The following is a 20,496-nucleotide window of genomic DNA, read 5'->3' as shown; positions in this document are numbered from 1 at the left end:
TTCGGTTGAGTCCTCCTCGGTCCGTGCCGTGTCGGGGCAATGTCCACCGCCCCCGCTCAGACCCCCGTCGCCGCCCCTCGGTGTTCACCCCGGATCACCAAGCCGGATCAGCTCACCAGCGCGACGAGCTTCGACACCAGCTCCGATGGCAGGGGGCGAGCGGCGTTCTCCGCACGGAGTCGCTCGCACGCCGCCCTGATCTCCTTGTCCTCCAGCAGCTTCGTGAGATGCGAAGCGTCCACGGTGGCGTCTTCGAGCCACAGGCCGATACCAGCGTCGCGGACGAGTGCCGCGTTGTCGAACTGGTCGGCGGCGTGCGGAAGCAGCAACTGCGGCACTCCGGCGGCCAGCGAGGTGAAGGTGCTGCCGGAGCCGCCGTGGTGCACGATCGCGTCGCAGTGCTCCAACAGGGCGTTCAACGGGATCCACTCGACGAGGCGCACGTTCTCCGGCAGTTCGCCCAGTTCCGCGACGTCGGAGTCGCCGAGCGCGAAGATGAATTCCGCGTCGATCTCCTTGGCCGCCTCGACGATCTGGCCCAGCGCGCCGACGGACATCAGGCCGACCGCGGTGCCGAGGGTGACGCACACCCTCGGCCGTTCCCGCTCGGCGAGCAGCCACCCCGGCAGCACCCCGCCCGCGTTGTACGCGACGTAGCGCATCGGCCACCCGATCTGCGGGGTGCCGAGCCCCTCGGTGGCGATGTCGATGATCGCGTCGGCCTGGGTCGGCCGCGTCACGCCATGCCGGTCGTAGGCGTCGGTGTACTTGGCGTACAGCGCGAGCTCGTCGGTTCCGCGCGCCGCGCCGAAGTTGTGCTGCACGGCGGGAATTCCGAGCTTCGCGGCGATGAACGGGCCCGCGGAGTCCATCTGCTCGAAGACCACCAGGTCCGGCCGCCAGCCCTGGGCGGCGGCGAGCATTCCCTCGGTGAGCCGGTCGCCGAGCGCGGCGAACACCCGCGCGACGAGCTCCGTCGCCCGCCGCGGGTCCTCCACGAACAGCTCGTGGATCGCGGCGAAGTCCCCGAACCGCTCGTTCTCCCGCACTGCAGTCCCGAAGAACGTCATCGTGTCCAGCCCCGGCGCGGCCTTCACCGCGGGCAGCCCAGCTTGCGCGGCGCGCTCGACGACGTCACCGGTGCTGGCGACCAGCACCTCGTGACCCCCGGCCCGCAGCGCCCAGGCGAGCGGGATCATCGGAAACAGGTGGCCAAGCCCCGGCGATGACGAGAAAAGAACTCGCACGACTTCCTCCCCAGGAGTCTGCTGGCGAATGGTGCGGGTCGGTCGTGAGCGTGAAGGCATGAAGGTCGGGCTTCTGGTAATCGAGACGTACCACCAACGTGATCACCAAAAGCCCCAGGACGTCTGTCTACCGTGTCGAGGCCGCGAAGGCGAGCTGTGGCGTGTCTGGTCGCGCATGTCGTGACCGGACACGTCGGTATCCGTCTGATCTGACCGATGAGCAGTGGCAGGTGCTGGAGCCGCAAGCGCTGGCGGTCATGGCCGAGTTGCGCAAGAGCCCTGCCGGAGCGCCAACGAAGCACGACCTGCGTGCGATGGTGGACGCGATCGGCTGTCTGACCCGCTATGGCATCGAGTGGCGGGCGTTGCCGGTCGACTTCCCGCCCGTGGCAGCCGACGGCGCCGACTATGGCGAACCCGGAGATGAGATCGACCTCGGTGGCGCCAGCCTCGTTGGCGGCGAGGCCGTCGAGCAGGATGTCGGTGATGTGCTGGACGCGAGGCCGCATCCCGGTGACCGCACGGCTGGTGAAGGCCCGGTTGACGAGCTTGCGAAGCCGGGTGTGATCAGGCGGGTCCATGTTCAACAGGTGCGCCGACAAGTCGGGGTTGAACGCCGTGAGCTCGGCACTGCGGCCCGCGCCGACCTGGTGCTTGGCGAGCACCGTCGCACCGAGCTGGATGTCCTTGACCAGCGGCGGATCGCCGAGCGCCGTCTGGGCCTCGGCGTGGCCGGTCACCAGCCAGGCCTCGATGCCCGTCGGCAGGACTACGTGGTGCACCGTCGAGTCGCCGAGCGCGCGGTACACCTCGTGCGGATTCCGGAGGAAGTCCTCGGGCAGCGCGACTGGTTTGAGGCTGTTGCTGGTGGTACTCGTCATTTCCGGGTCCTGTGTGGTGGGGTGCCGACCGTCTGCGGGCGATGAGCGGTCGTGGAGCCACTCGCAGAAGTCGGGCCTCGCCGAGGTGGACCGGAGTGCCCTGGGCATCGCCACGATTCGAGGTCAGCCGCGTCTGGTCACCCTCCACGCCGTGCTGTGGTTCACCGCGAGAAGGCTGCAGAGATCCAGCGCGGGAACGACTACGTCAAGGCTCGGGAAGCCGCGCGGAAAAACAGTGTCCGTGAACGGGTCGTCGCGCCGGGTGGTGCGGTGCTCCTGGAAGCGTCCTCGCCGTTGCTGCAACTGCCCGAAGTCGATCTGGCCCGCCTCTCATTGCCGCCGATGGCGCGGTTTCGAAGTCGTAGATTTCAGTGATCTGGTGAACGAACGCGAGCTCACACGCTCGGGGTGCTCGCCGCACCCCGAGCGGAAGCTGTCTCAGCTCTGGTCGGTGGAGCGGGACGTCTCTTCCCACTTCGCCCACGTGGCCAAACGCTGGTTGTAGAGGTGGCGGGCGACCTCGAAAGCCTGACCCGACAACAACAACCGCAGTGGCGGGTTCTCCGCGTCGACCACGGCGAGAATCGCCTGGACCGTGGCGTCGGGGCCTGGCCGGTGGGCTGCGCCGCGCTGGGCCGCCCTGGCGTCGCGGATCGGCTGGTATGCGGGGTTCGGCTCGGAGTGCACGGCGGAGTCGGTCGCCCAGTCGGTGGCGAACCCGCCTGGCTCGACGATGGTGACCTTCACGCCGAACGACGACACCTCGTTCGACAGCGCCTCGGAGAAGCCTTCCAACGCCCACTTCGAGGCGTGGTAGATGCCGAGGCCGGGGAACGCGCCGACGCCGCCGATGCTGGAGATCTGGATGATGTGCCCGGATCCCTGTTCCCGCAGCAACGGCACCGCGGCCTGCGTGACCCAGAGCGCGCCGAAGACGTTGGTCTCGATCTGGGCGCGTGCCTCGGCCTCGGAGAGTTCTTCGATGAACCCGAAATGGCCGTAGCCGGCGTTGTTGACGACGACGTCGAGAGAGCCGAAGTGCTGGTGCGCCTGCTGAACCGCGGCGATGGCGGCGTCGCGGTCGGTCACGTCCAGCGTGATCGGCAGCAGCGCGTCGCCGAACTCCTCGGCCAGGTCCTTGAGGGTGCTGATGTCGCGGGCGGTGGCCGCGACCTTGTCCCCGCGGCTCAGTGCGGCCTTCGTCCAGCTGTGGCCGAAGCCGCGGGATGCGCCGGTGATGAACCAGGTCTTGCTCATGAGGGCACGTCCTTACCGCGCCGCGGCGGACGCGGCGCTGAGGGGGATTTCGGTTGTGGGACTAGCCGGCGTCGAAGCCCTTGCCGACGCGGTCGAAGCACTCCTGGGCGACGGCGCGCAGGCGTTCGAACCCGTCCTCCGGCGACCACAGGGCATAAGCGGTGCTCAGGGCGGAGAAGGCGGTGTTGACCATCAGCGTCGTCGCCACCGGGTCACCCGGCGCGTGGCCGTGGGCCCACTCGCGGACGTCCGCGTGGAACTGCGCGCCCATCTCCCTGGTGGACTCGGCCAGCTTCGGCGAGGCCGCCTTCAACCGCTTCTGGATCACGAGCCGATCGGCCATGGACCCGAGGTAACCGAGCTGGACCTCCCGCAGGGAGGCCCACAGCGGCTCGCCGCCGGGCCGGGCGCGCAGCAGCGCCCGCCACACCTCGGGCTCCTCGGGATCCGGGTCCAGGACGATCGCTTCCTTGGTCGGGAAGTAGTTGAACAACGTGCTGCGCGAGACGTTCGCGGCCGCGGCGATCTCCTCGACGCTGACCGCCTCGAACCCGCGCTCGCCGATCAGCTCGAACGCCGCCGTCCGGATGGTGCGCCAGGTCTGGAGCTTCTTGCGCTCGCGCAGACCGCCGTTGCCGCGTGGTGTCACGACTCCGAACGTAGACCTAAAATTGGATCGAGTGCAAGTTTGGATGGAGTTCAAATTCGGAGACGCGACAGCTTGGTCAAGTGCGGTCCGCAGGGGCGCGACGGACTGCGGTCGCCGAGGCCCAGGTCTTGCCGCCGATTCCAGGGTTGAGTTCGCAGTGAAACAGCGCGATGTGCTCGCGCACGTCCGGTGTGGTGGTCAGTCCTGGGATACGGCGATGGCGATCTTGCCGCGTGGGCGTTTGCGGGCCTCGCCTGGAGTGTTGCCTTCGAGCAGTGTGTGCGCCTGCGCTATGTCGGCGAGCGGCAGCACGGCGCCGATCACCGGCCGGAGCTCGCCCTTCTCGACCAGCCGGCCGAGGGCTTCGAGTTTCTCCCGGCCGGGTCGCACGAACAGGAAGTGGTACGTGGCGTTCACATTCCACGCGGCGAGCAGGTTCTGCGGCTGGGGAATGTCCACGATGGACACCACGCGGCCACGGTCGGCGAGGACCTCCGGGCTGCGGGACAACGTGTCGCCGCCCAGCGTGTCCAGCACGACGTCCATCTTGCCCAGCGCGCGGACCCGCGGTACGTAGTCGCCGACCGAGAAGTCGATCGCGGTGTCGGCCCCCAGCCCGGTGACGAACTCGTGGTCCCTGGCCCGTGCGGTGGTCACCACCTCGGCTCCCAGCGCGGCGGCGACCTGGATGGCGACCGAGCCGACCCCGCCCGCGCCGCCGTGCACCAGGACCCGTTCCCCGGCCCGCAGGCCGGCGCGGTCGACCAACGCCTCCCACACCGTCACGCCCACCAGTGCCAGGCCAGCGGCTTCGGTGTGCGACAACCGTTCTGGCTTGCGGGCGACCAGTGCCTGGTCGACCACGTGGAACTCGGCGTAGGTGCCCTGCCCGGCGAACGTCGGCGCCAGGTACCAGACCTCGTCGCCCGGCTGGAAGTCACCCGCGCCGGGGCCCGTCTCGACCACCACGCCGGACACGTCGTTGCCGATCACCGCGGGCAGCGCCACCTGGTCGCGGTAGTCGCCGCGCCGGGTCTGCAGATCGAGAGGGTTCACGGACGTGGCCATCACGCGCACCAGCACCTGGCCCGGTCCCGGAACGGGTTTGGGCAGATCACGAGTGACGAACGCGCTGTCCGCCTCGCCGAACCGGACGAGTTCCACCGCACGCATCGAAGTCGACATGCCGCCATCTTGTATCTACATATCGCGAATTGTCAATTTGTTAGGATCACCGGGTGTTCTCGGAGGAGGAGTTGCAGGCGGTGTTCCGGGCCCTGTCCAACCCGACCCGCCGGGAGATGCTGGTGTGGCTCAAGGATCCGATGAGCTTCCCCGGCCAGGAGCTCGACGACGTCGAGATCGGCGTCTGCGTGACCGACATCCAGCAGCGCGCGGGCTTGGGGCAGTCGACCACCTCGCAGTACCTCGCGATGTTGCGGCAGGCGGGACTGGTGGTCGCGACCCGGCGAGGCAAGTGGACCTACTACCGCCGCGACGAGGCGAACATCGCCCGCCTCCTGGGGACCCTGCGCGACGTGTTCTAGCCGAGCACGGTGCGAGGCGGCAAGAGGAACCCTCCCGTTCTCCTGGCCAGCGGTGCGCGACGGCGAAGTCGTCGAACGCGGGACCGGCGTTGAAGGCGCGAACCCCGTTGGCACCACTGGTGAAGCTCGTGTCGATGACGGAGATCTTCGGTGTGGTCGGGTCGCCGACGTACACCTTGATCGACGAGCCGACGGCCTCAACCCGCAGGTGGTGCTGGCTCTTCGCGTCCTGTGCCCGGACCCTCGATCCAAGCGGACCCCGACCAGGAAGCACGTGACGCTCAGCTGCGAAGGGCGAGCGAGCGGCGTTGACAGCAGGGGGCCCGCTGACTGTCTCAGGTCCGCCGTCGCGCCAGGGGTGTGACGGCGGCGAGGGCGGCGGCCGTGGCGCAGAGGACTCCGGCCGCCCCGGTGCTCACCGCGAGCGCACCGACCGCGCTCGGCAGCACGACCTGGCCGAGCCGGTTACCGGTGAGGCGCAACGACATCGCCCGGCCGCGCAGGCCTGGCGGGGTGGAGTTGGCGAGCCAGGCCATGGTGAGCGGCTGGCCGACGCCGAGGCCGAGGCCGAGCGTGACGACCAGGCACGTCATCGCGGCGGGCGGCAGCGGCAGGGCGAGCGCGGCCATGGACAGCGCGGACAGGCTGGTCGTGCCGACCATGAGGCGGTGCCGACCCAGGAGCTCGACCAGCCTGCCCAGGAAGAACCGCGAGATCATCGACGCGACCGCGCGCAGGGTCAGCAGCAGGCCGACGAACCCCGCGGTGAGGCCGCGGTCGGTGCCCAGCGCGGGCAGGTAGACCAGCGTGATGTCGATGGCGACGAGCACCACGCAGCTCACCAGCAGGGCCTGCGGCAGTCCTGGCAGCCGCACCAGCGTCCGCATCCCGCCCGCTTCGTGCTCGCGGGCGGTGTGTGGACGGGCCGGTATGCGGAGGAAGACAGCGCTCAGCGTCAGCGCGAGGCCGATGGCGATCGACGCCGCGAACAGCACACCGGTGTCCGGGACGGCCTGACCACCTCCGGCCAGCATGATCAGGCCCGGTCCAGCGGCCTGCCCAAGGGACGCGGCGAACGTGTAATAGCCGAACGCCGTGTCGAAGCGGTCCGGTGGAGCGGAGTTGGCGACGGCGGCCTGCTGACCGACCACGCAGAGCAGGTGTCCGGTGCCGAGGACGACGATCCCGGTTGCCAGCCCGGCCGGTGATGACCCGGTGAACAGCAGGATCGCGGCCGAGGCCGTCATCAAAAGCGCGCCCGCGGTCATCACCCGTTGTTCGCCGAAGCGGTCGGTGGCCTGTCCGGACGGGACGGCCAGCAGGAGCGGCACGACCGCGAACGACGCTGCCAGCGCGCCCAGCCACCCGCCGGGTACGTCGAGCTCGATCGCCCGGTAGGTGACGGCGGGGCGCAGGACGAACGTGATGGCCTGGGTGAGGACGCAGTGGACGAGCAGCAGGGGGAGTAGCCGCCGAGAGGTCACTCCGCGATCCAGTAGGTGCGCACGGTGGTGAACTCGCGGATGCCGGCGGCGGCCAGTTCGCGACCGTGCCCGCTGCGTTTGGTGCCACCGAAGGGAAGGCGTGGGTCGGAGGCCGCCATCGAGTTGACGAACACCGCGCCCGTGGTCACCTTGCGCGCCAGTCGCTCCGCGCGTTCGGTGTCCGCGGTCCAGATGCTCATCGCGAGGCCGTAGTCGCTCGCGTTGGCGAGGTTGGCGAGCGCGTCGTCGTCTGGAGCGGTGGCGAGGGCGGCGACGGGCCCGAAGGTCTCCTCGTCGAAGGCGACGATGCCTGGTCTCGTGCTCCCGAGGACGGTGGGTGCGTAGAAGTAGCCGGGGCCGTCGACCGGAGCGCCACCGAGCAGCAGCGACGCGCCCTGCCCCACGGACTTCTCGACCTGTGCGTGCAGTTGGTCGCGCAGGTCTTCGCGGGCCAGCGGGCCGATGCTCAGCGTGCGGGCTCCCTCGACGAACTTGGCCGTGAACTCTTCAGCGATGGCGTCGTGCAGGAGGAACCGCTTAGCGCACACGCAACTCTGACCCGCGTTGGTGAACCGGGCACGCACGGCGGCGGCCGCGGCGGCGTCCATGTCGGCGTCGTCGAGCACGATGAACGGGTCGGAGCCGCCGAGTTCGAACACGGTCTTCTTGACGGCGCGGCCTGCCGCGGCACCGACGGCGGCACCCGCGCGGTTGCTGCCGGTGAGGGTGACGGCGGCGACGCGGTCGTCGGCGATGATCCGTTCGCTCACCACCGGGACGTCGGGTTCGGCGATGACCAACGTGGTCAGGGCGTTTGCCGGGAAGCCCGCGCGGGCCAGCAGGTCCTGGATCGCGAGGGCGCTGCCGGTGACGTTGGGGGAGTGCTTGAGCAGCACCGCGTTGCCGGCGGCGAGGGTGGGGATGGCGAAGCGCATCACTTGCCACAGCGGGAAGTTCCACGGCATCACGGCGAAGACCACGCCGAGCGGTTCGTAGCTGATCCTGGCTCGCGCGTCGGGACCGACGTCGACGGGTTCGTCGGCGAGGATCTGTTCGGCGTTGGCCGCGTAGTACTCGGCGGTGAGAGCGGACTTCTCCACCTCACCCAGCGCCTCGTCGACGGGCTTGCCCATCTCCGCGGCGATGAGGTCGGCCAGCGCGTCGCGGGACGCCCGCAGCTCTCCGGCCAGCACTCGCAGATGAGCGAGACGGCGGAGCAACGGCGTGGCACCCCAGACATCTGCCGCGGACCGGGTCGCGGCGATCGCGGCGTCCACTTCGGACTTCGTGAAAGCCTTGTACTCGGCCAGAGTCGCCCCGGTGGCGGGATTGACGGTGGTGATCGTGCTCATCGAGGCGCTCCCGGCTCAGACGTGGTGCAGCAAGCGGTGGGTGACCGTGTTGACCTGACTGCCCGGCACCACGTGTTCCCCCGCAGCCTCCCGCCAGATCGCGTAGTGCGGAGTGGTGCGGTGGGCCTCGACCGCGGCCAGGTCGGTGTAGAGCTCGTAGAACACGAAGCGGTGGTCGTCGGTGGTGTCCACGGCCACGTCGAAGCCGACGCAGCCGGGTTCGTCGGTGAACGTCCGCTCGGCCTGGCGGGTGATGGCCGCGAGGAACGCCTCCCGGTGCCCGGGTTTGACGTTGAGCGAGACGGTGAGCGCGATCATGGTTCTCCTCAGAAGATGCCGATGGCACCGGTGAGCACGGCGAAGACGATCCAGGCCAGCGACGCGAGCGTGACCGGAAGCAGGCTGAACCGCTGGAAGTCGCCGAGGTCGCGCTTGACCAGGCCGAGCAGCACCCACAGCGGTGCGGAAGCCGGGCCGACGGAGTGCAGCATCTGGCCGATGACACCGGCGCGGGCGATCTCGTCGGCGTGGATGCCGAAGTGGGAGGCGGACTCGGCGAGGACGGGCAGGACGCCGAAGAAGTAGGCGTCGTTGGACATGAAGAAGCTCAGCGGCAGCCCGATGACGGCGGTGAACACCGGGATCAGGTTGCCCATCCCCTCGGGCACGATCGAGAGCATCGACTTCGCCATCGCCTCGACCATGCCGGTGTCGCTGAGGATGCCGGTGAAGATGCCGGCGGCGAGCGCCAGCACCACGACCGGCACCGCGCTGGCCGCATGCCGTTTGATGACGTCGCTCTGGTCGGCGAGCTTCGGATGGTTGACCAGCAGGGCGATGACGAACCCGGCGATGAACAGCGTGACCAGCGGGGCGACGCCCAGCACGAGCAGGACCAGCAGCAGCGCGGTGAGGCCCGCGTTGAACCACATCCGCCACCGCGGGGTGACCGGTTCGATGTCGTCGTGGTCGCCCGCGTTGGCCGAGCCGCCGGTGATGGTCGTCGTGCCGCCACCACTCTGGGTCCGGCTCGCGGCGATCTCCTTGGCCACTTCGGCGATCACCAACGGGTCGATCCGCCGACGCTGGCGCACGCCCAGGACGTAGGCGACGAGGATGATGAAACCGCTGGTCAGCGCGAGCGAGGGCAGGAAGGGCACGAAGTAGGAGGTGGCGTCGAGGTGCAACACGCTGATGGCCCGCGTCGCCGCGCCGCCCCACGGGGTCGAGCCCGAGACAGCCCCCAGGGCCATGGTCGCGATGGTGGCGATGACCAGCGGGTTGATGCCGAGCCTGCGGTAGATCGGCAAGAACGCCGAGCAGATGATCATGTAACTCGTGGTGCCGTCGCCGTCGAGCGCGACCAGCAGCGCCAGCACCGCCGTGCCCACGCAGATCCGCACGGGATCACCCTTGGATACGCGGATGATCGCGCGGGAGACCGGGTCGAACAGCTTGGCGTCCATCATGACGCCGAAGTAGAGGATCGCGAACAGCAACAGGATCGCGGTCGGCGCCACGGTCTTGATGCCGCTGACGGCCATGTCCCCGAGATCACCACCCCGTCCGGCGAGGATCGCGAAGAACACCGGTGCCGCGATGATCGCGACGAACGCCGTGGCGTACTTGCGCAGCACGAGCACCATGAAGGTGCCCAGTGTGAGAAAACCGAGAACGGCAAGCATCTTTGCTCTCCACTCGCGCGGATTGAGTGCGTCGGCCGGGGATCGGTGCGGGTCGTGCCGCGCCGACCGGCCGTCAGGTCCGGGAAACGGTGAAGGCGACGGTAGGTGCCGTCTCGGTATTTTACAAGTAGGAAGTACCAAGAATCTTGGTCGTAACAACTCCGGACCTGGTGATCGTCGATCACCCGACGGAGTGTTTTAGCTGCTAGGAGCCAGTCTTCTCAGCGGTGACGGTGCTGAGGTGCTCGCGCATTCGCTCAGCGGCTTCCTGGCGGCGGTCGGCCAAGAGCAGGTCGGCGATCTCCACGTGCTCGCGGCAGCGCACGACGCCGCTGTCCCTGGGCAGTGAGCGGCGGTATTCGACCAGGCGGCGCAGGTGGTCGACTCGGCGCAGTGCCTCGATGAAGAACTCGTTGCGGCTGCACTCGGCGATCGTCTCGTGGAAGACGTGGTTGATGTTGAACAACTCGATGTTGTTCAGCTCGTGGATCCAGCCGTCCGCGAGTCGCTGCTGCTGCTCGCGCACGTGCTCCATCGCTGGGCGGTCCAGCGCGAACGTCGGCTCCAGGATCGCCGCCGGCTCGATGGTGAGGCGGAAGCGGTAGCTGTCCGCATAGGACTTCTCGGAGGTCAGGGTAGGCCTGAACTCCCAGCCGTAGCCGGGAAGTCGCTCGATCCAGCCCTCGGAGGACGCCCGGCGCAGGATGCGGTTGAGCTGCGCCGGGGTGAGTCCGTACTGCCGGATCAGCCCGCTCTCGGTGATGCGGTCGGGCAGTTCGCCGTCCAGTCGGTCCGAGGCGATGGCCAGGTAGACGGCCTCGTCGACGCCGTCCTCCGCGTCCTCGGTGAGACCCAGGTCGAGATCGCCGGTGTCGAGGACGGTGTAGCCGCCGCGTTCGGCCTCGGCGACCGCGCCCGAGTCGGCGAGCAGGCGCAGGGCGTTGCGCACTGGCGACCGGGAGACGCGCAGCTGGTCGGCCAGGGTGCGTTCGACCAGGCGCGTACCGGTCGCGACCTGTTCGGTGCGGATGTAGTCGACGATGCGCGCGGCGACCTGACGGGTGAGCTGAGTCGGCGGCATGCGTCCATCCTCGCGGGCGTTGTGCGTTCGCCGCAGTCTACGGGCCGGCGTGGAGACGCGGACCACAGCGTTGGTATTACTTGTTGGCAAAATACCAAGACCGGGTTACGGTGGCGTCACCATCAAGCACACCGGATCGGATCCCCCGATGAACGAGCCCTTCCCCGCCTCGGTATTGCGCGTCGCCGAGCTGACCGCGTTCTCCCGTGGTGGTGGCGCCAGCACGATCCCACTCGTGACGAGTGCGCGCGGCGCCGAAGTGTTCCTCAGCGGGCAGACGCTGTTCGAGGGCGGTGCGGGTATCTCGCTGCACACCCACAACTGCCCGGAGAGCGTCGTGATCATCGAAGGCGACGCGATCGTGGAGGTCGACGGTGAGGAACACCACCTCACCCGCTTCGACACCACGTACGTCGACGCCGGTGTGCCGCACCGCTTCCGCAACGCCTCCGACACCGCGCCCATGCGCATCCTGTGGACCTATGCCTCGGTCGAGGCCACTCGCACGATCGTCGCCACCGGCTTGACCACCCGTGTCGACGCCGAGCACTCCCGTTGAGATGAAAGGCAGATCCGTCATGACCAAGCCCTACCGCCTCGGTGTGCTGCACGGCGACGGCATCGGCCCGGAGATCGTGCCCGCCACCGTCGCGATCATGGACGCGGCTCTGCAGGCCGCCGGCGTCGAGCCCTTCGAGTGGACCGAACTCCCGTTGGGGGCCGCCGCGATCGAGTCCCATGGCGCCCACACGCCGCAGGAGACCCTCGACGCACTGGCCACTGTGGACGGTTGGCTGCTCGGCCCGCACGACAGCGCGGCCTACCCGCAGCCGTTCCGCTCGCAGCTCAACCCCAGCGGCACGATCCGCAAGCACTTCGGCCTGTACGCGAACATCCGCCCCGCCAAGGCGTTCCCCGGCGGCAACGCGGTCGTGCCCGGCACCGACCTGGTGATCGTGCGGGAGAACACCGAGGGCTTCTACGCCGACCGCAACACCTTCGCGGGCACCGGCGAGTACATGCCCACGCCGGACGTGGCCGTCGCGATGGGCATCATCACCCGCGCCGCCACCGAACGGATCGCGCGCACCGCGTTCGAGCTCGCTCTCCAGCGCGACAAGCGGGTCACGATCGTGCACAAGGCCAACGTGCTCAGGCTGACCACCGGCCTGTTCCGCGACGTCTGCCGCGAGGTCGCCGCGAAGTACCCCGAGGTCACCGTGGACGACTTCCACATCGACGCCATGACCGTGCACCTCGTCCGCAGGGCCGACAAGTTCGACGTGATCGTCACCGAGAACATGTTCGGCGACATCCTGTCCGACCTCGCGGGGGAGATCGCCGGGTCGCTGGGCATTGCGCCGTCGGTGAACTCCTCGGACATCCACGCGATGGCGCAGGCCGCGCACGGCTCCGCGCCCGACATCGCCGGGCAGGACGTCGCCAACCCGATCGCCATGATCCAGTCGGGAGCCATGCTGCTGGAGTGGTTGGCGGGCAAGCACGACGACCCGCGCCTGCGCGACGCCGCGGCCCGTGTCGAGGCGGGCGTGACCGCCACGGTCGTCGGCGGCACCAGCACGCGCGACCTCGGCGGCACTGCATCCTGCAGCGGCTTCACCCAGGCCGTTGTCACCGCGATCGAGAACGCCTGACATGGCTCTGATCGCACTGGTGCACGCCACCCCAGCACCTATGGCACCCGCCGCTGAGGCGTTCGCCGCTGCGATGCCGGGGGCACGGCTGTGGAACCTGCTCGACGACACCCTGATCACCGACGCCGAGCAGGCCGGCGGGCTCACTCCCGAGCTGCGGCAGCGGATGCGCACCTTGATCGGCTATGCCGTGGGCCACGGTGCGGACGCCGTGCTGCTGACCTGCTCGATGTATGGCCCTGTCGCCCAAGAATCGGGCTACCAGGTGCCCGTGCTGCCGTCCGACCTCGCCTTGTTCGACGAGGTCGCGCGGCTGCAGCCGGCCAAGGTGCTCGTGCTGGGCCCGATCGAGGCGGGAACACAGGACACCGTCACCAGGCTGAGGACGCACCTCGGACCTGCCGTGTCGGTGAGCGGCAGCACGGTGGCGGGCGCACGCGGAGCTTTGGCCGCGGGCGAGGTGGAGCACGCCGCCGAGCTGCTGGCCAGGGCCGCCCGCGCACACGTCGCCGACGTCGTGGTGCTCGGCCAGTTCTCACTGGCCCCGGCCACCGAGCAGGTCCGTGCGCTGCTCAACGTGCCGGTTCTCAGCCCTCCGGACCTCGCGGCGCAGGCGATCCACACCGCGCTGACCGAGGTGGCACGGTGAGTCCCGTGCTCGGCTGCATCGCCGACGACCACACCGGCGGCAGCGACGTCGCCGCCGCCCTGCGCAGGGCCGGTCTGCGCACCGTGCTGAGGTTCGGCGTTCCGTCGTCTGCCACCGTGGTGCCCGACTGCGACGCGATCGTCGTGGCGCTCAAGACTCGTGCTCTCCCCGTGGACGAGGCCGTGGAGCAGAGCACCGCGGCCCGGCGGTGGCTGGCGTCGCAAGGTGTGGAGCGCTTCTACGTCAAGTACTGCTCCACCTTCGACTCCACCGACGAGGGCAACATCGGACCCGTGGTCGACGCACTCGCTGGCGACGCGTTGACGTTGATCTGCCCCGCCACCCCGGAACACGGCCGCACGACCTACTCCGGGCACCTGTTCGTCAACGGCGTCCTGCTCTCGGAATCGCCGATGCGCCACCACCCGCTGACCCCGATGACCGACTCCAACCTGGTGCGCGTGCTCAGCCGCCAGACACCGCACCCCGTCGGCCTGCTACCGCTGGACGTCATCCGCGGCGGCTCTGTGCGCGACCACCTGGACTCGCTGGCGGACAACGGGATCCGGCACGTCGTGGTCGACGCCACCGAGGACGGCGACCTGCTCACGGTCGCCCGCGCGACCGCGCACCTCCCAGTGGTCACCGGTGGTGCCGGACTCGCCGGCGCGATCGGCAGGACCACGACGACTTCCCGCCCGGACGAGACGACCCCACTGCCGTCCGGTCCCACTGTGGTCCTGGCCGGCAGTTGTTCGACCGCCACCCTCGCTCAGCTCGAACAGGCCATCTCCCGGTTCCCCGCCTACCGCCTCGACCCGGCCGCCACGGCCGACCCGGAAGAGCTCGCGCTCAAGGCGTTCGCCTGGCTCGACGAGCACTTCGGCGACGGCCCGGTGGTGCTCTACTCCTCGGCCAACCCGGAGCAGCGCGAGCAGGCTCGCGCCGCGATGGGTCCGCGGACGTCGGAGATCCTGGAACGCGTCATCGGGCGTCTGGCCGAGCGGGCGGTGAAGCTGGGCGCACGCCGAGTGGTCGTGGCCGGAGGCGAAACGTCAGGCGCGGTCACCACGGCGCTGGGCGTGGACCAGGTTCTGGTCGGCAAGGAGGCCGACCGTGGCGTGCCGTGGTGCGTGACCACTGGAGACGACCCCATCGCACTGCTGCTCAAGTCGGGCAACTTCGGCCGCCCCGACCTGCTCGTGCGCGCTGCCCTGGACGGCTCACCGTGACCGCCGCGCAGCTCGTCGCCCTCGGCGCGTCCTTGTTCGACCGGAGACTCACCCACGGCCGCACCGGCAACCTCAGCTTCCGCGACGGTGAGCGAATCGTCGTGACGCCCACCGGCGCGAGCCTGGGCGATCTGCACGCGGACGCGCTCTCGGTGATCGACACCGAAGGCCGGCACGTCAGCGGCCCGCCTCCCACCAAAGAGGCGTTCCTGCACGCGGCGGTCTACCGGGCCAGGCCCGAGGCCGGCGCGGTGGTGCACCTGCACTCGACCTACGCGGTCGCGGTCTCGTGTCTCGCCGACGTCGATCCTTCCGACGTGCTCCCTCCACTCACCGCGTACTACAGGATGCGAGTGGGGAAGCTGCCCCTGCTGCCGTTCCGCGCTCCCGGCGACGCGAGCCTGGGCCCGATCGCCGAACAAGCCGCTCGCGACCACCACGCCCTGCTGCTGGCGAACCACGGTTCGCTCGTCGCGGGGCCGGACCTCCTCACCGCCGCGGACGCCGCGGAGGAACTCGAGGAGACTGCTCGAATCCACCTTCTGCTGCAGGGCCACCGCACCACGTCGGCTCCAGCGAACGAACCGGAGGAGAGACCCGGTGATCACCCCTGTCACGACGGCTGACCTTGTCGACGAGCACGGCGACGCGCTGCGCGTGTGCGACCTCCAGTTCCGCTCCTTCGGAGGCCGCGCCCAGTTTGCCGGACGGGTCCGCACGGTGCGCTGCTACGAGGACAACGACCTCGTGCGCTCGTTGCTGCGCACTCCAGGCGAGGGCAACGTGCTCGTGGTCGACGGAGGAGGTTCCCTGCGCACCGCGCTCACCGGCGACCTGATCGCCGCCGCAGCAGTGGAGAACGGCTGGGCGGGGCTCGTGCTGCACGGCGCGGTCCGCGACAGCACCGCCCTCGTGGTCATGGACCTCGGCGTCAAGGCCCTCGGCACCATCCCGCGCAAGAGCGGGAAGACCGGCGCGGGAGAGGTGGACGTTCCCGTGACCTTCGGCGGAATCGAGTTCAGGCCGGGCGACGTGCTGCACGCGGACCAGGACGGCGTGGTCCTGTTGCCCTGACGCCTAGCAGTAGTTCGTGTCGGGCCATCACCAATACCGTTGCGACCCTCGTGATCGGTTCGGCGGTGCTCGCGACCTTGCGCCGTGCGTCCTGCAAAGCCTCCTATGGAGCGATCCCGACTTTCTGCGAGCGCTGACGACGAAGCAACGTGAAGCGCGGCTGCGGCGTCGTTGACGCTGCAGCCGCGCTTCGAGGTGCGAGCCGGGACGTTGCTCAAGACCCGACGTCGTTGGTCACGGTGCGAGGATGTAGCTCATGCCGACGACGTCCTGGATCGTGCGGTTGCTCCACTTCCCTGGGCCGGCGGCGCCGTTCATCTCGGTGATGCTGATCCACCTGGTGCCGTCAGGTCGCATCTCAACGTTGTCGACCCACGCCACGTGCCCGTAGGTGGGGTCGGCGCCCTGCACGCCGGGCGCGAACACCACGATCGAGCGGACTTCGGCGTCAAGCACGACCGTCCAGCCGTTGTTGCGGGCCGATGCACTCCAGTCGGCGGCGTTGCCGCTGAACAGGGGCCAGCGCTGGGTCGCCTCGTGGAACTTCTCGTAGGCGCCCCACGTGCACTGGCCGTCGAGCCCGAGGTTGTGGTCGGTGGTCGCGCCCACCGCGCGGTCGGCTTGAACATGCGTGACTGCCGACACCGGAGCGGGGGCCGCGATGGCCGCAGCCGGGACGCCGAGTGCGACCGCGGCGCCTAGCGCCGCAGCGAACACGATGTGCCTGGTCATCTTCACTCTCCCTGGTGGTTCCGAGTAGGACACATCCAGGTGAGCAGCTCGATCGGTGTGCGTACCAGAGTACGGAACGGACCCGCACGCTCCGCACGCAACTTCGCCTCTGACCAGCGTGAACGCAACTGTGTGCGGCGCGCGTGCGGGTCGTTCAGCACACCGCGAGACCGGAGACGGTGCTCTTGCCGTCGGTGGGTGACAGGTCGGTGTAGACGTGCTTCGACGTCCTGCACACGGGTCACGTGCGCATGCTGGCCGCGGCACGGGCGTTGGGCGACTGCCTGGTGGTGTGCCTGAACTCCGACCTGTCCGTGCGGCGGCTGAAGGGCGACGGCAGACCCGTCAACCGCGAGGCCGACCGCGTCGAGGTGTTGCGCGCGTTGGCATCCGTGGACGACGTGGTCGTGTTCGGCGAGGAGAGCCCCGAGAACGTGCTGCGGCTGCTGCGCCCCGACGTGTGGGTCAAGGGCGGTGACTACACCACCGAACTGATGCCGGAGACGGCCGTGGTGCGGAGCTGGGGCGGCCGCTCGGTCGTGGTGCCGTACCACCGCGGCCGTTCGACGACCGAGATCCTGACGAGGAGGACCTGATGCTGGGCAACGTGTTGATCAGCGGGGGCGCGGCAGGTCTGGGCGCCGCCGTCGCCGAGGCCGTGCGGGACAGCGGCGGCACACCGCTGGTGCTGGACAAGTCGGCGCCGGCCACGGGCGAGTTCGAACTGGCCGACCTGACCGACGGACGCGCCACCGCGACCGCCGTGCGTGCGCTGGCCGGCCGCTGCGGAGGCTTCGACGCCGTCGTGACCGCCGCGGGCGTCGACAGGTGCGGCACGCTCGCCGAGGTGCCCGCGGCGGAGTGGGAACGCGTCGTCCAGGTCAACCTGCTCGGCACCGCCGCGGTGATCAGGGCGGCGCTGCCGCACCTCGACGGCGGGCGCGTCGTCACGATCGGCTCCACCCTGGGGTTGCGCGCCGTCAGCGACGCGACCGCCTACTGCGCCTCGAAGTTCGGTGTCGTCGGGTTCACCCGTGCTCTCGCGGCGGAGACCGCGGGGCGGATCGGGGTGACGCTGGTGGTGCCCGGTGGCATGCGGACGGGCTTCTTCGACGACCGCGCCGAGCAGTACCGGCCCAAGGACCTCTCCAAGCTCAACCCGCCGGACCGGGTGGCGGAGGCGATCGTGTTCGCGCTCGGCCAACCGAAGGACTGCGAGATCAGGGAACTGGTCATCGCACACGCCGAGGAACCGTCCTGGCCGTAGCGATGTTTCACCCGCCCTGAGCCGGGTAAGCGAGCCGGGTGCGGATGCGTGGCCGGATGGTCTTGATCGGGCTGGGAGCGGTGCTGCTCGCCCTCGTGCTGTTCGGGGTGTGGCCGGAGACCGCGGGGCAGTACCGGTCCGCGGTCGAGTCGAGCGTTCAGGACGCCTTGTCCTCGGTCGGCACCGCCGCGCTCGTCCGGCGAACCTCCCAGGACGGCGGGACGTTGAGCCCCTACGAATCCACCGCGCTCGACGACGCCCGCGAGAGCGTCACGACGGCGCTGTCGCAGGTCCTCGACTCGGAGGCACCTGACGAGGACTCCCGCCGGCTGCGCGCCGAGGTGGTACCTCTGCTGGAGGAGTCCGCCCAGCTGATCGGTGACGCGGGGCGGACCGAGGAGCTCAGCGCGCTGGCGGCGAAGCTCGGGACCGTGCTGGCAGGCCTGCGGTGAAACGACTTCTGGCCGTCACGCTCGGCATCCTCACGGCGATCGGCGGGTTCGTCGACATCGGCGACCTGGTGGCGAACTCCGAGACCGGTGCCCGGTTCGGGATGAGGCTGGCCTGGGTCGTGATCGTCGGTGTCATCGGCATCTGCGTGTACGCGGAGATGGCGGGCCGGGTGGCCGCGATCAGCGGTCGTCCGGTGTTCGACCTGGTGAGGGAACGGCTCGGGCCCCGCGTCGCGCTGGCCAACCTCGCCGGCTCCTACCTCGTCACGCTGCTGACGCTCGCGGCGGAGATCGGCGGCGTCGCGCTCGCGATCCAGCTCGCCACGAGCGTGCACTACCTGCTGTGGGTGCCGATCGCCGCGTTCGTGCTCTGGGTCGTGCTGTGGCGGGTCAAGTTCGAGCCGATGGAACGCGTCTTCGGTCTCGCGGGCCTCGCCCTCGTGGTGTTCGTCGTGGCGTTCTTCGCGCTCGATCCGCCCTGGGGGCAGCTCGCGGACCAGGTCACGAGCCTCGGTCCGCCGTCCACCGAGGACTGGGGCACCTACGCGTTCTTCGCCGTGGCGCTGTTCGCTGCCGCCATGACGCCCTACGAGGTGTTCTTCTTCTCGTCCGGCGCGGTGGAGGAGAAGTGGACGCCCCGCGACCTCGCCACCGAACGGGTCAACGTCTTCGTCGGCTTCCCGCTGGGCGGCCTGCTCTCGCTCGCGATCATGGGCTGCGCGGCCGTGGTCTACGCGCCCGCCGGGATCCGGGTGGACGCGCTCAGCCAGACCGCGCTGCCGGTGGCGATGGCACTGGGCAAGCTCGGCCTGGTCGTCGTGATCCTCGGGTTCTTCGCGGCGACGTTCGGCGCCGCACTGGAGACCGGGCTGTCCGCCGGCTACGCCGTGGCGCAGTACTTCGGCTGGCAGTGGGGCAAACTCGTGCGGCCGAAGCAGGCGGCGCGGTTCCACGTCGTCGTGCTCATCAGCATCCTGCTCGGCGTCGCGATGCTGCTCACCACGGCCGACCCGATCGCGATCACGGAGTACTCGCTGGTGTTCAGCGCGATCGCGTTGCCGCTGACCTACCTGCCGATCCTGATCGTCGCCAACGACCGCGACTACCTCGGCGACCACGTCAACGGCCGCCTGACCAACGCACTGGGCATGGTCTACCTGGTGATCATCCTCGTGGCCGCGGTCGCCGCGGTGCCGCTGATGGTCCTCACCGGGATGGGAGGGTGAGCGTGCGGATCGACTTCGACCTGCTGGACCGCCAGATCGTCGACCTGGACGGCTACCTCGTCGGCAAGGCCGACGACGTCGAGCTGGGAGTGGACGAGGACGGCCGGCCGCACGTGGTGGCGATCCTCGTCGGGCACCACGCGCTCGGCACGCGGATCGGGGGAGCGGTCGGCCGGTGGATGGCCGCCGTCGCCCGGCGGCTGCACACCACCGGTGATCCGCGCCCCCTGCGGATCCCGATCGACCGCGTCGCCGACATCGGCAGTGCGATCAGGCTCGACGTCCGGCACGAGCTGCTGGACACCCCCGCGCTGGAGCTGTGGTTGCGGGACAAGGTGATCGGCCGGATTCCGGGAGCGACCGATGCGGGCCAGTGACCTGCTGGGACGGACCGTCCACGACCACGCCGGGCGCGAGCTGGGCCGGGTGGCCGACCTGCTCACCGAAACCGACGAGCAGGGCAGGCACCGCGTGGTCCGGGTGCTCGTGGCACCGCGGCGGCGCGGACGTCTGCTCGGGTTCGAACGGCCGGGCATCCAGCCGCCGTGGCTGCTCGAACGCCTGTCGGACGTGGTGCACCGCGGGATGCGGGAGGTGCCGTGGGAGGACGTCGACTGGTCGCGGTGACCGGCCGGACCTGTGCGCACCGCTCGCGATCGGCCTGACGGGAGTGGGTGGTCCCGCTGCGGGAATCCGACCCGTGCACAGCGGTTATCCCTGTTCGCCCGGGGTATCTGGGGCCATGACAGCAAGAGGGAGAACCGTCACCGAGCTGCTCCGCGACGGCGCCGTCGTCACGTACTTCGACGACTCACCCACCGCGGAGGACGTGTTCCGCCGTGCGGTCGCGATGGGGCCGGAGATCGTCGATCCGGGCACGAACCTGCGCTGGATTCCTCTGATCCGCACCGATTCGCGGATCGACCTGGTGCCGTGGGCGACGGTCGTGGACATCGCCCCGCACGACTGAGGCACTTTGTGACCGCGTTGCGTTTCGGCAGACGAGCTGGTGATTCCCTCGGTCGC

General features: G+C 69.6%; 24 protein-coding genes and 1 pseudogene. 15 read left to right on the top strand and 10 right to left on the bottom strand.

The window, feature by feature from the left end:
• Positions 1 to 107: 107 nt before the first annotated feature.
• Complete coding sequence (locus ACQEU1_RS06600) at positions 108 to 1,199, bottom strand: nucleotide disphospho-sugar-binding domain-containing protein (protein ID WP_433197297.1); 1,092 nt, start codon at positions 1,197 to 1,199, stop codon at positions 108 to 110.
• A 146-nt stretch (positions 1,200 to 1,345) separates the two neighbouring features.
• Here ACQEU1_RS06600 and ACQEU1_RS06595 point away from each other — a divergent pair, with 146 nt between their 5' ends.
• The gene (locus ACQEU1_RS06595) at positions 1,346 to 2,173 is read left to right on the top strand and encodes a transposase (RefSeq protein WP_433197295.1); all 828 of its coding nucleotides are present in this window, start codon (positions 1,346 to 1,348) and stop codon (positions 2,171 to 2,173) included.
• A gap of 393 nt (positions 2,174 to 2,566) precedes the next feature.
• Here ACQEU1_RS06595 and ACQEU1_RS06590 read toward each other — a convergent pair whose 3' ends face one another.
• The 3 genes from ACQEU1_RS06590 to ACQEU1_RS06580 form a co-directional block, all read right to left on the bottom strand.
• On the bottom strand, positions 2,567 to 3,385 hold the full coding sequence (locus tag ACQEU1_RS06590) for an SDR family oxidoreductase (protein WP_433197293.1): 819 nt from the start codon (positions 3,383 to 3,385) through the stop codon (positions 2,567 to 2,569).
• 61 nt (positions 3,386 to 3,446) lie between these two features.
• The gene (locus ACQEU1_RS06585) at positions 3,447 to 4,034 is read right to left on the bottom strand and encodes a TetR family transcriptional regulator (RefSeq protein WP_433197291.1); all 588 of its coding nucleotides are present in this window, start codon (positions 4,032 to 4,034) and stop codon (positions 3,447 to 3,449) included.
• A 198-nt stretch (positions 4,035 to 4,232) separates the two neighbouring features.
• The gene (locus ACQEU1_RS06580) at positions 4,233 to 5,219 is read right to left on the bottom strand and encodes a zinc-binding dehydrogenase (RefSeq protein ID WP_433197289.1); all 987 of its coding nucleotides are present in this window, start codon (positions 5,217 to 5,219) and stop codon (positions 4,233 to 4,235) included.
• 53 nt (positions 5,220 to 5,272) lie between these two features.
• On the opposite strand from ACQEU1_RS06580, the gene ACQEU1_RS06575 reads away from it, so the two are divergent.
• Positions 5,273 to 5,581 carry an ArsR/SmtB family transcription factor gene (locus ACQEU1_RS06575; protein WP_433197287.1) on the top strand — a complete coding sequence of 103 codons (309 nt, stop codon included), beginning with the start codon at positions 5,273 to 5,275 and terminating at the stop codon, positions 5,579 to 5,581.
• Between the two features lie 335 nt (positions 5,582 to 5,916).
• Here ACQEU1_RS06575 and ACQEU1_RS06570 read toward each other — a convergent pair whose 3' ends face one another.
• The 5 genes from ACQEU1_RS06570 to ACQEU1_RS06550 all read right to left on the bottom strand — a co-directional run bounded on the left by ACQEU1_RS06570 (position 5,917) and on the right by ACQEU1_RS06550 (position 11,183).
• Positions 5,917 to 7,065, bottom strand: coding sequence for an MFS transporter (locus tag ACQEU1_RS06570; protein ID WP_433197285.1), 1,149 nt, complete (start codon positions 7,063 to 7,065; stop codon positions 5,917 to 5,919).
• Positions 7,062 to 8,417 (bottom strand): aldehyde dehydrogenase family protein, encoded by a 1,356-nt coding sequence (locus ACQEU1_RS06565; protein WP_433197283.1) that lies wholly within the window; start codon positions 8,415 to 8,417, stop codon positions 7,062 to 7,064. Before ACQEU1_RS06565 ends, ACQEU1_RS06570 begins: the two co-directional genes overlap by 4 nt.
• Before the next feature lie 15 nt (positions 8,418 to 8,432).
• The gene (locus ACQEU1_RS06560) at positions 8,433 to 8,735 is read right to left on the bottom strand and encodes a putative quinol monooxygenase (protein ID WP_433197281.1); all 303 of its coding nucleotides are present in this window, start codon (positions 8,733 to 8,735) and stop codon (positions 8,433 to 8,435) included.
• An 8-nt stretch (positions 8,736 to 8,743) separates the two neighbouring features.
• Positions 8,744 to 10,102: a CitMHS family transporter gene (locus tag ACQEU1_RS06555; RefSeq protein ID WP_433197279.1), complete on the bottom strand. Its 1,359-nt coding sequence runs from the start codon at positions 10,100 to 10,102 to the stop codon at positions 8,744 to 8,746.
• 205 nt (positions 10,103 to 10,307) lie between these two features.
• Entirely contained in the window at positions 10,308 to 11,183 is an 876-nt protein-coding gene (locus ACQEU1_RS06550; protein ID WP_433197277.1) for a GntR family transcriptional regulator, read from the bottom strand.
• 148 nt (positions 11,184 to 11,331) lie between these two features.
• Here ACQEU1_RS06550 and ACQEU1_RS06545 point away from each other — a divergent pair, with 148 nt between their 5' ends.
• From ACQEU1_RS06545 to rraA, 6 genes are read left to right on the top strand one after another with little or no spacing between them, the layout of a single operon-like run.
• Positions 11,332 to 11,742, top strand: coding sequence for a cupin domain-containing protein (locus ACQEU1_RS06545; protein WP_433197275.1), 411 nt, complete (start codon positions 11,332 to 11,334; stop codon positions 11,740 to 11,742).
• A 19-nt stretch (positions 11,743 to 11,761) separates the two neighbouring features.
• On the top strand, positions 11,762 to 12,838 hold the full coding sequence (locus ACQEU1_RS06540) for an isocitrate/isopropylmalate dehydrogenase family protein (RefSeq protein WP_433197273.1): 1,077 nt from the start codon (positions 11,762 to 11,764) through the stop codon (positions 12,836 to 12,838).
• Between the two features lies 1 nt (position 12,839).
• Positions 12,840 to 13,487, top strand: coding sequence for a hypothetical protein (locus ACQEU1_RS06535; protein ID WP_433197271.1), 648 nt, complete (start codon positions 12,840 to 12,842; stop codon positions 13,485 to 13,487).
• Positions 13,484 to 14,719: a 3-oxo-tetronate kinase gene (gene otnK / locus ACQEU1_RS06530; protein WP_433197269.1), complete on the top strand. Its 1,236-nt coding sequence runs from the start codon at positions 13,484 to 13,486 to the stop codon at positions 14,717 to 14,719. Before ACQEU1_RS06535 ends, otnK begins: the two co-directional genes overlap by 4 nt.
• Positions 14,716 to 15,345: a class II aldolase/adducin family protein gene (locus ACQEU1_RS06525; protein WP_433197267.1), complete on the top strand. Its 630-nt coding sequence runs from the start codon at positions 14,716 to 14,718 to the stop codon at positions 15,343 to 15,345. The genes otnK and ACQEU1_RS06525 overlap by 4 nt, the downstream gene beginning before the upstream one ends.
• Positions 15,320 to 15,793 (top strand): ribonuclease E activity regulator RraA, encoded by a 474-nt coding sequence (gene rraA / locus ACQEU1_RS06520; RefSeq protein ID WP_433197265.1) that lies wholly within the window; start codon positions 15,320 to 15,322, stop codon positions 15,791 to 15,793. Before ACQEU1_RS06525 ends, rraA begins: the two co-directional genes overlap by 26 nt.
• Positions 15,794 to 16,027: 234 nt before the next feature.
• On the opposite strand, the gene ACQEU1_RS06515 is transcribed toward rraA, so the two are convergent.
• Complete coding sequence (locus tag ACQEU1_RS06515) at positions 16,028 to 16,525, bottom strand: CHAP domain-containing protein (protein ID WP_433197263.1); 498 nt, start codon at positions 16,523 to 16,525, stop codon at positions 16,028 to 16,030.
• Between the two features lie 218 nt (positions 16,526 to 16,743).
• Here ACQEU1_RS06515 and ACQEU1_RS06510 point away from each other — a divergent pair.
• The 7 genes and pseudogenes from ACQEU1_RS06510 to ACQEU1_RS06480 all read left to right on the top strand — a co-directional run.
• A pseudogene (locus tag ACQEU1_RS06510) lies at positions 16,744 to 17,121 on the top strand (adenylyltransferase/cytidyltransferase family protein); the annotation flags it as partial.
• Positions 17,121 to 17,792 (top strand): SDR family oxidoreductase, encoded by a 672-nt coding sequence (locus tag ACQEU1_RS06505; protein ID WP_433197261.1) that lies wholly within the window; start codon positions 17,121 to 17,123, stop codon positions 17,790 to 17,792. The pseudogene ACQEU1_RS06510 and the gene ACQEU1_RS06505, both read left to right, overlap by 1 nt.
• A 56-nt stretch (positions 17,793 to 17,848) precedes the next feature.
• Complete coding sequence (locus ACQEU1_RS06500; RefSeq protein ID WP_433197259.1) at positions 17,849 to 18,244, top strand: hypothetical protein; 396 nt, start codon at positions 17,849 to 17,851, stop codon at positions 18,242 to 18,244.
• Positions 18,241 to 19,470 (top strand): NRAMP family divalent metal transporter, encoded by a 1,230-nt coding sequence (locus tag ACQEU1_RS06495; protein ID WP_433197257.1) that lies wholly within the window; start codon positions 18,241 to 18,243, stop codon positions 19,468 to 19,470. Before ACQEU1_RS06500 ends, ACQEU1_RS06495 begins: the two co-directional genes overlap by 4 nt.
• Positions 19,467 to 19,847, top strand: coding sequence for a hypothetical protein (locus ACQEU1_RS06490; protein ID WP_433197255.1), 381 nt, complete (start codon positions 19,467 to 19,469; stop codon positions 19,845 to 19,847). Before ACQEU1_RS06495 ends, ACQEU1_RS06490 begins: the two co-directional genes overlap by 4 nt.
• Positions 19,834 to 20,097, top strand: coding sequence for a PRC-barrel domain-containing protein (locus tag ACQEU1_RS06485; protein ID WP_433197253.1), 264 nt, complete (start codon positions 19,834 to 19,836; stop codon positions 20,095 to 20,097). The genes ACQEU1_RS06490 and ACQEU1_RS06485 overlap by 14 nt, the downstream gene beginning before the upstream one ends.
• 115 nt (positions 20,098 to 20,212) lie before the next feature.
• A complete protein-coding gene (locus ACQEU1_RS06480; RefSeq protein WP_433197251.1) occupies positions 20,213 to 20,440 on the top strand; it encodes a hypothetical protein in 228 nt (75 codons plus the stop codon).
• Positions 20,441 to 20,496: the final 56 nt, after the last annotated feature.

Origin of the sequence: Lentzea sp. CA-135723, assembly GCF_050936595.1 — a bacterium.
Classification (GTDB): Bacteria; Actinomycetota; Actinomycetes; order Mycobacteriales; family Pseudonocardiaceae; genus Lentzea.
This window is presented reverse-complemented; position numbering and strand designations above follow the sequence as displayed.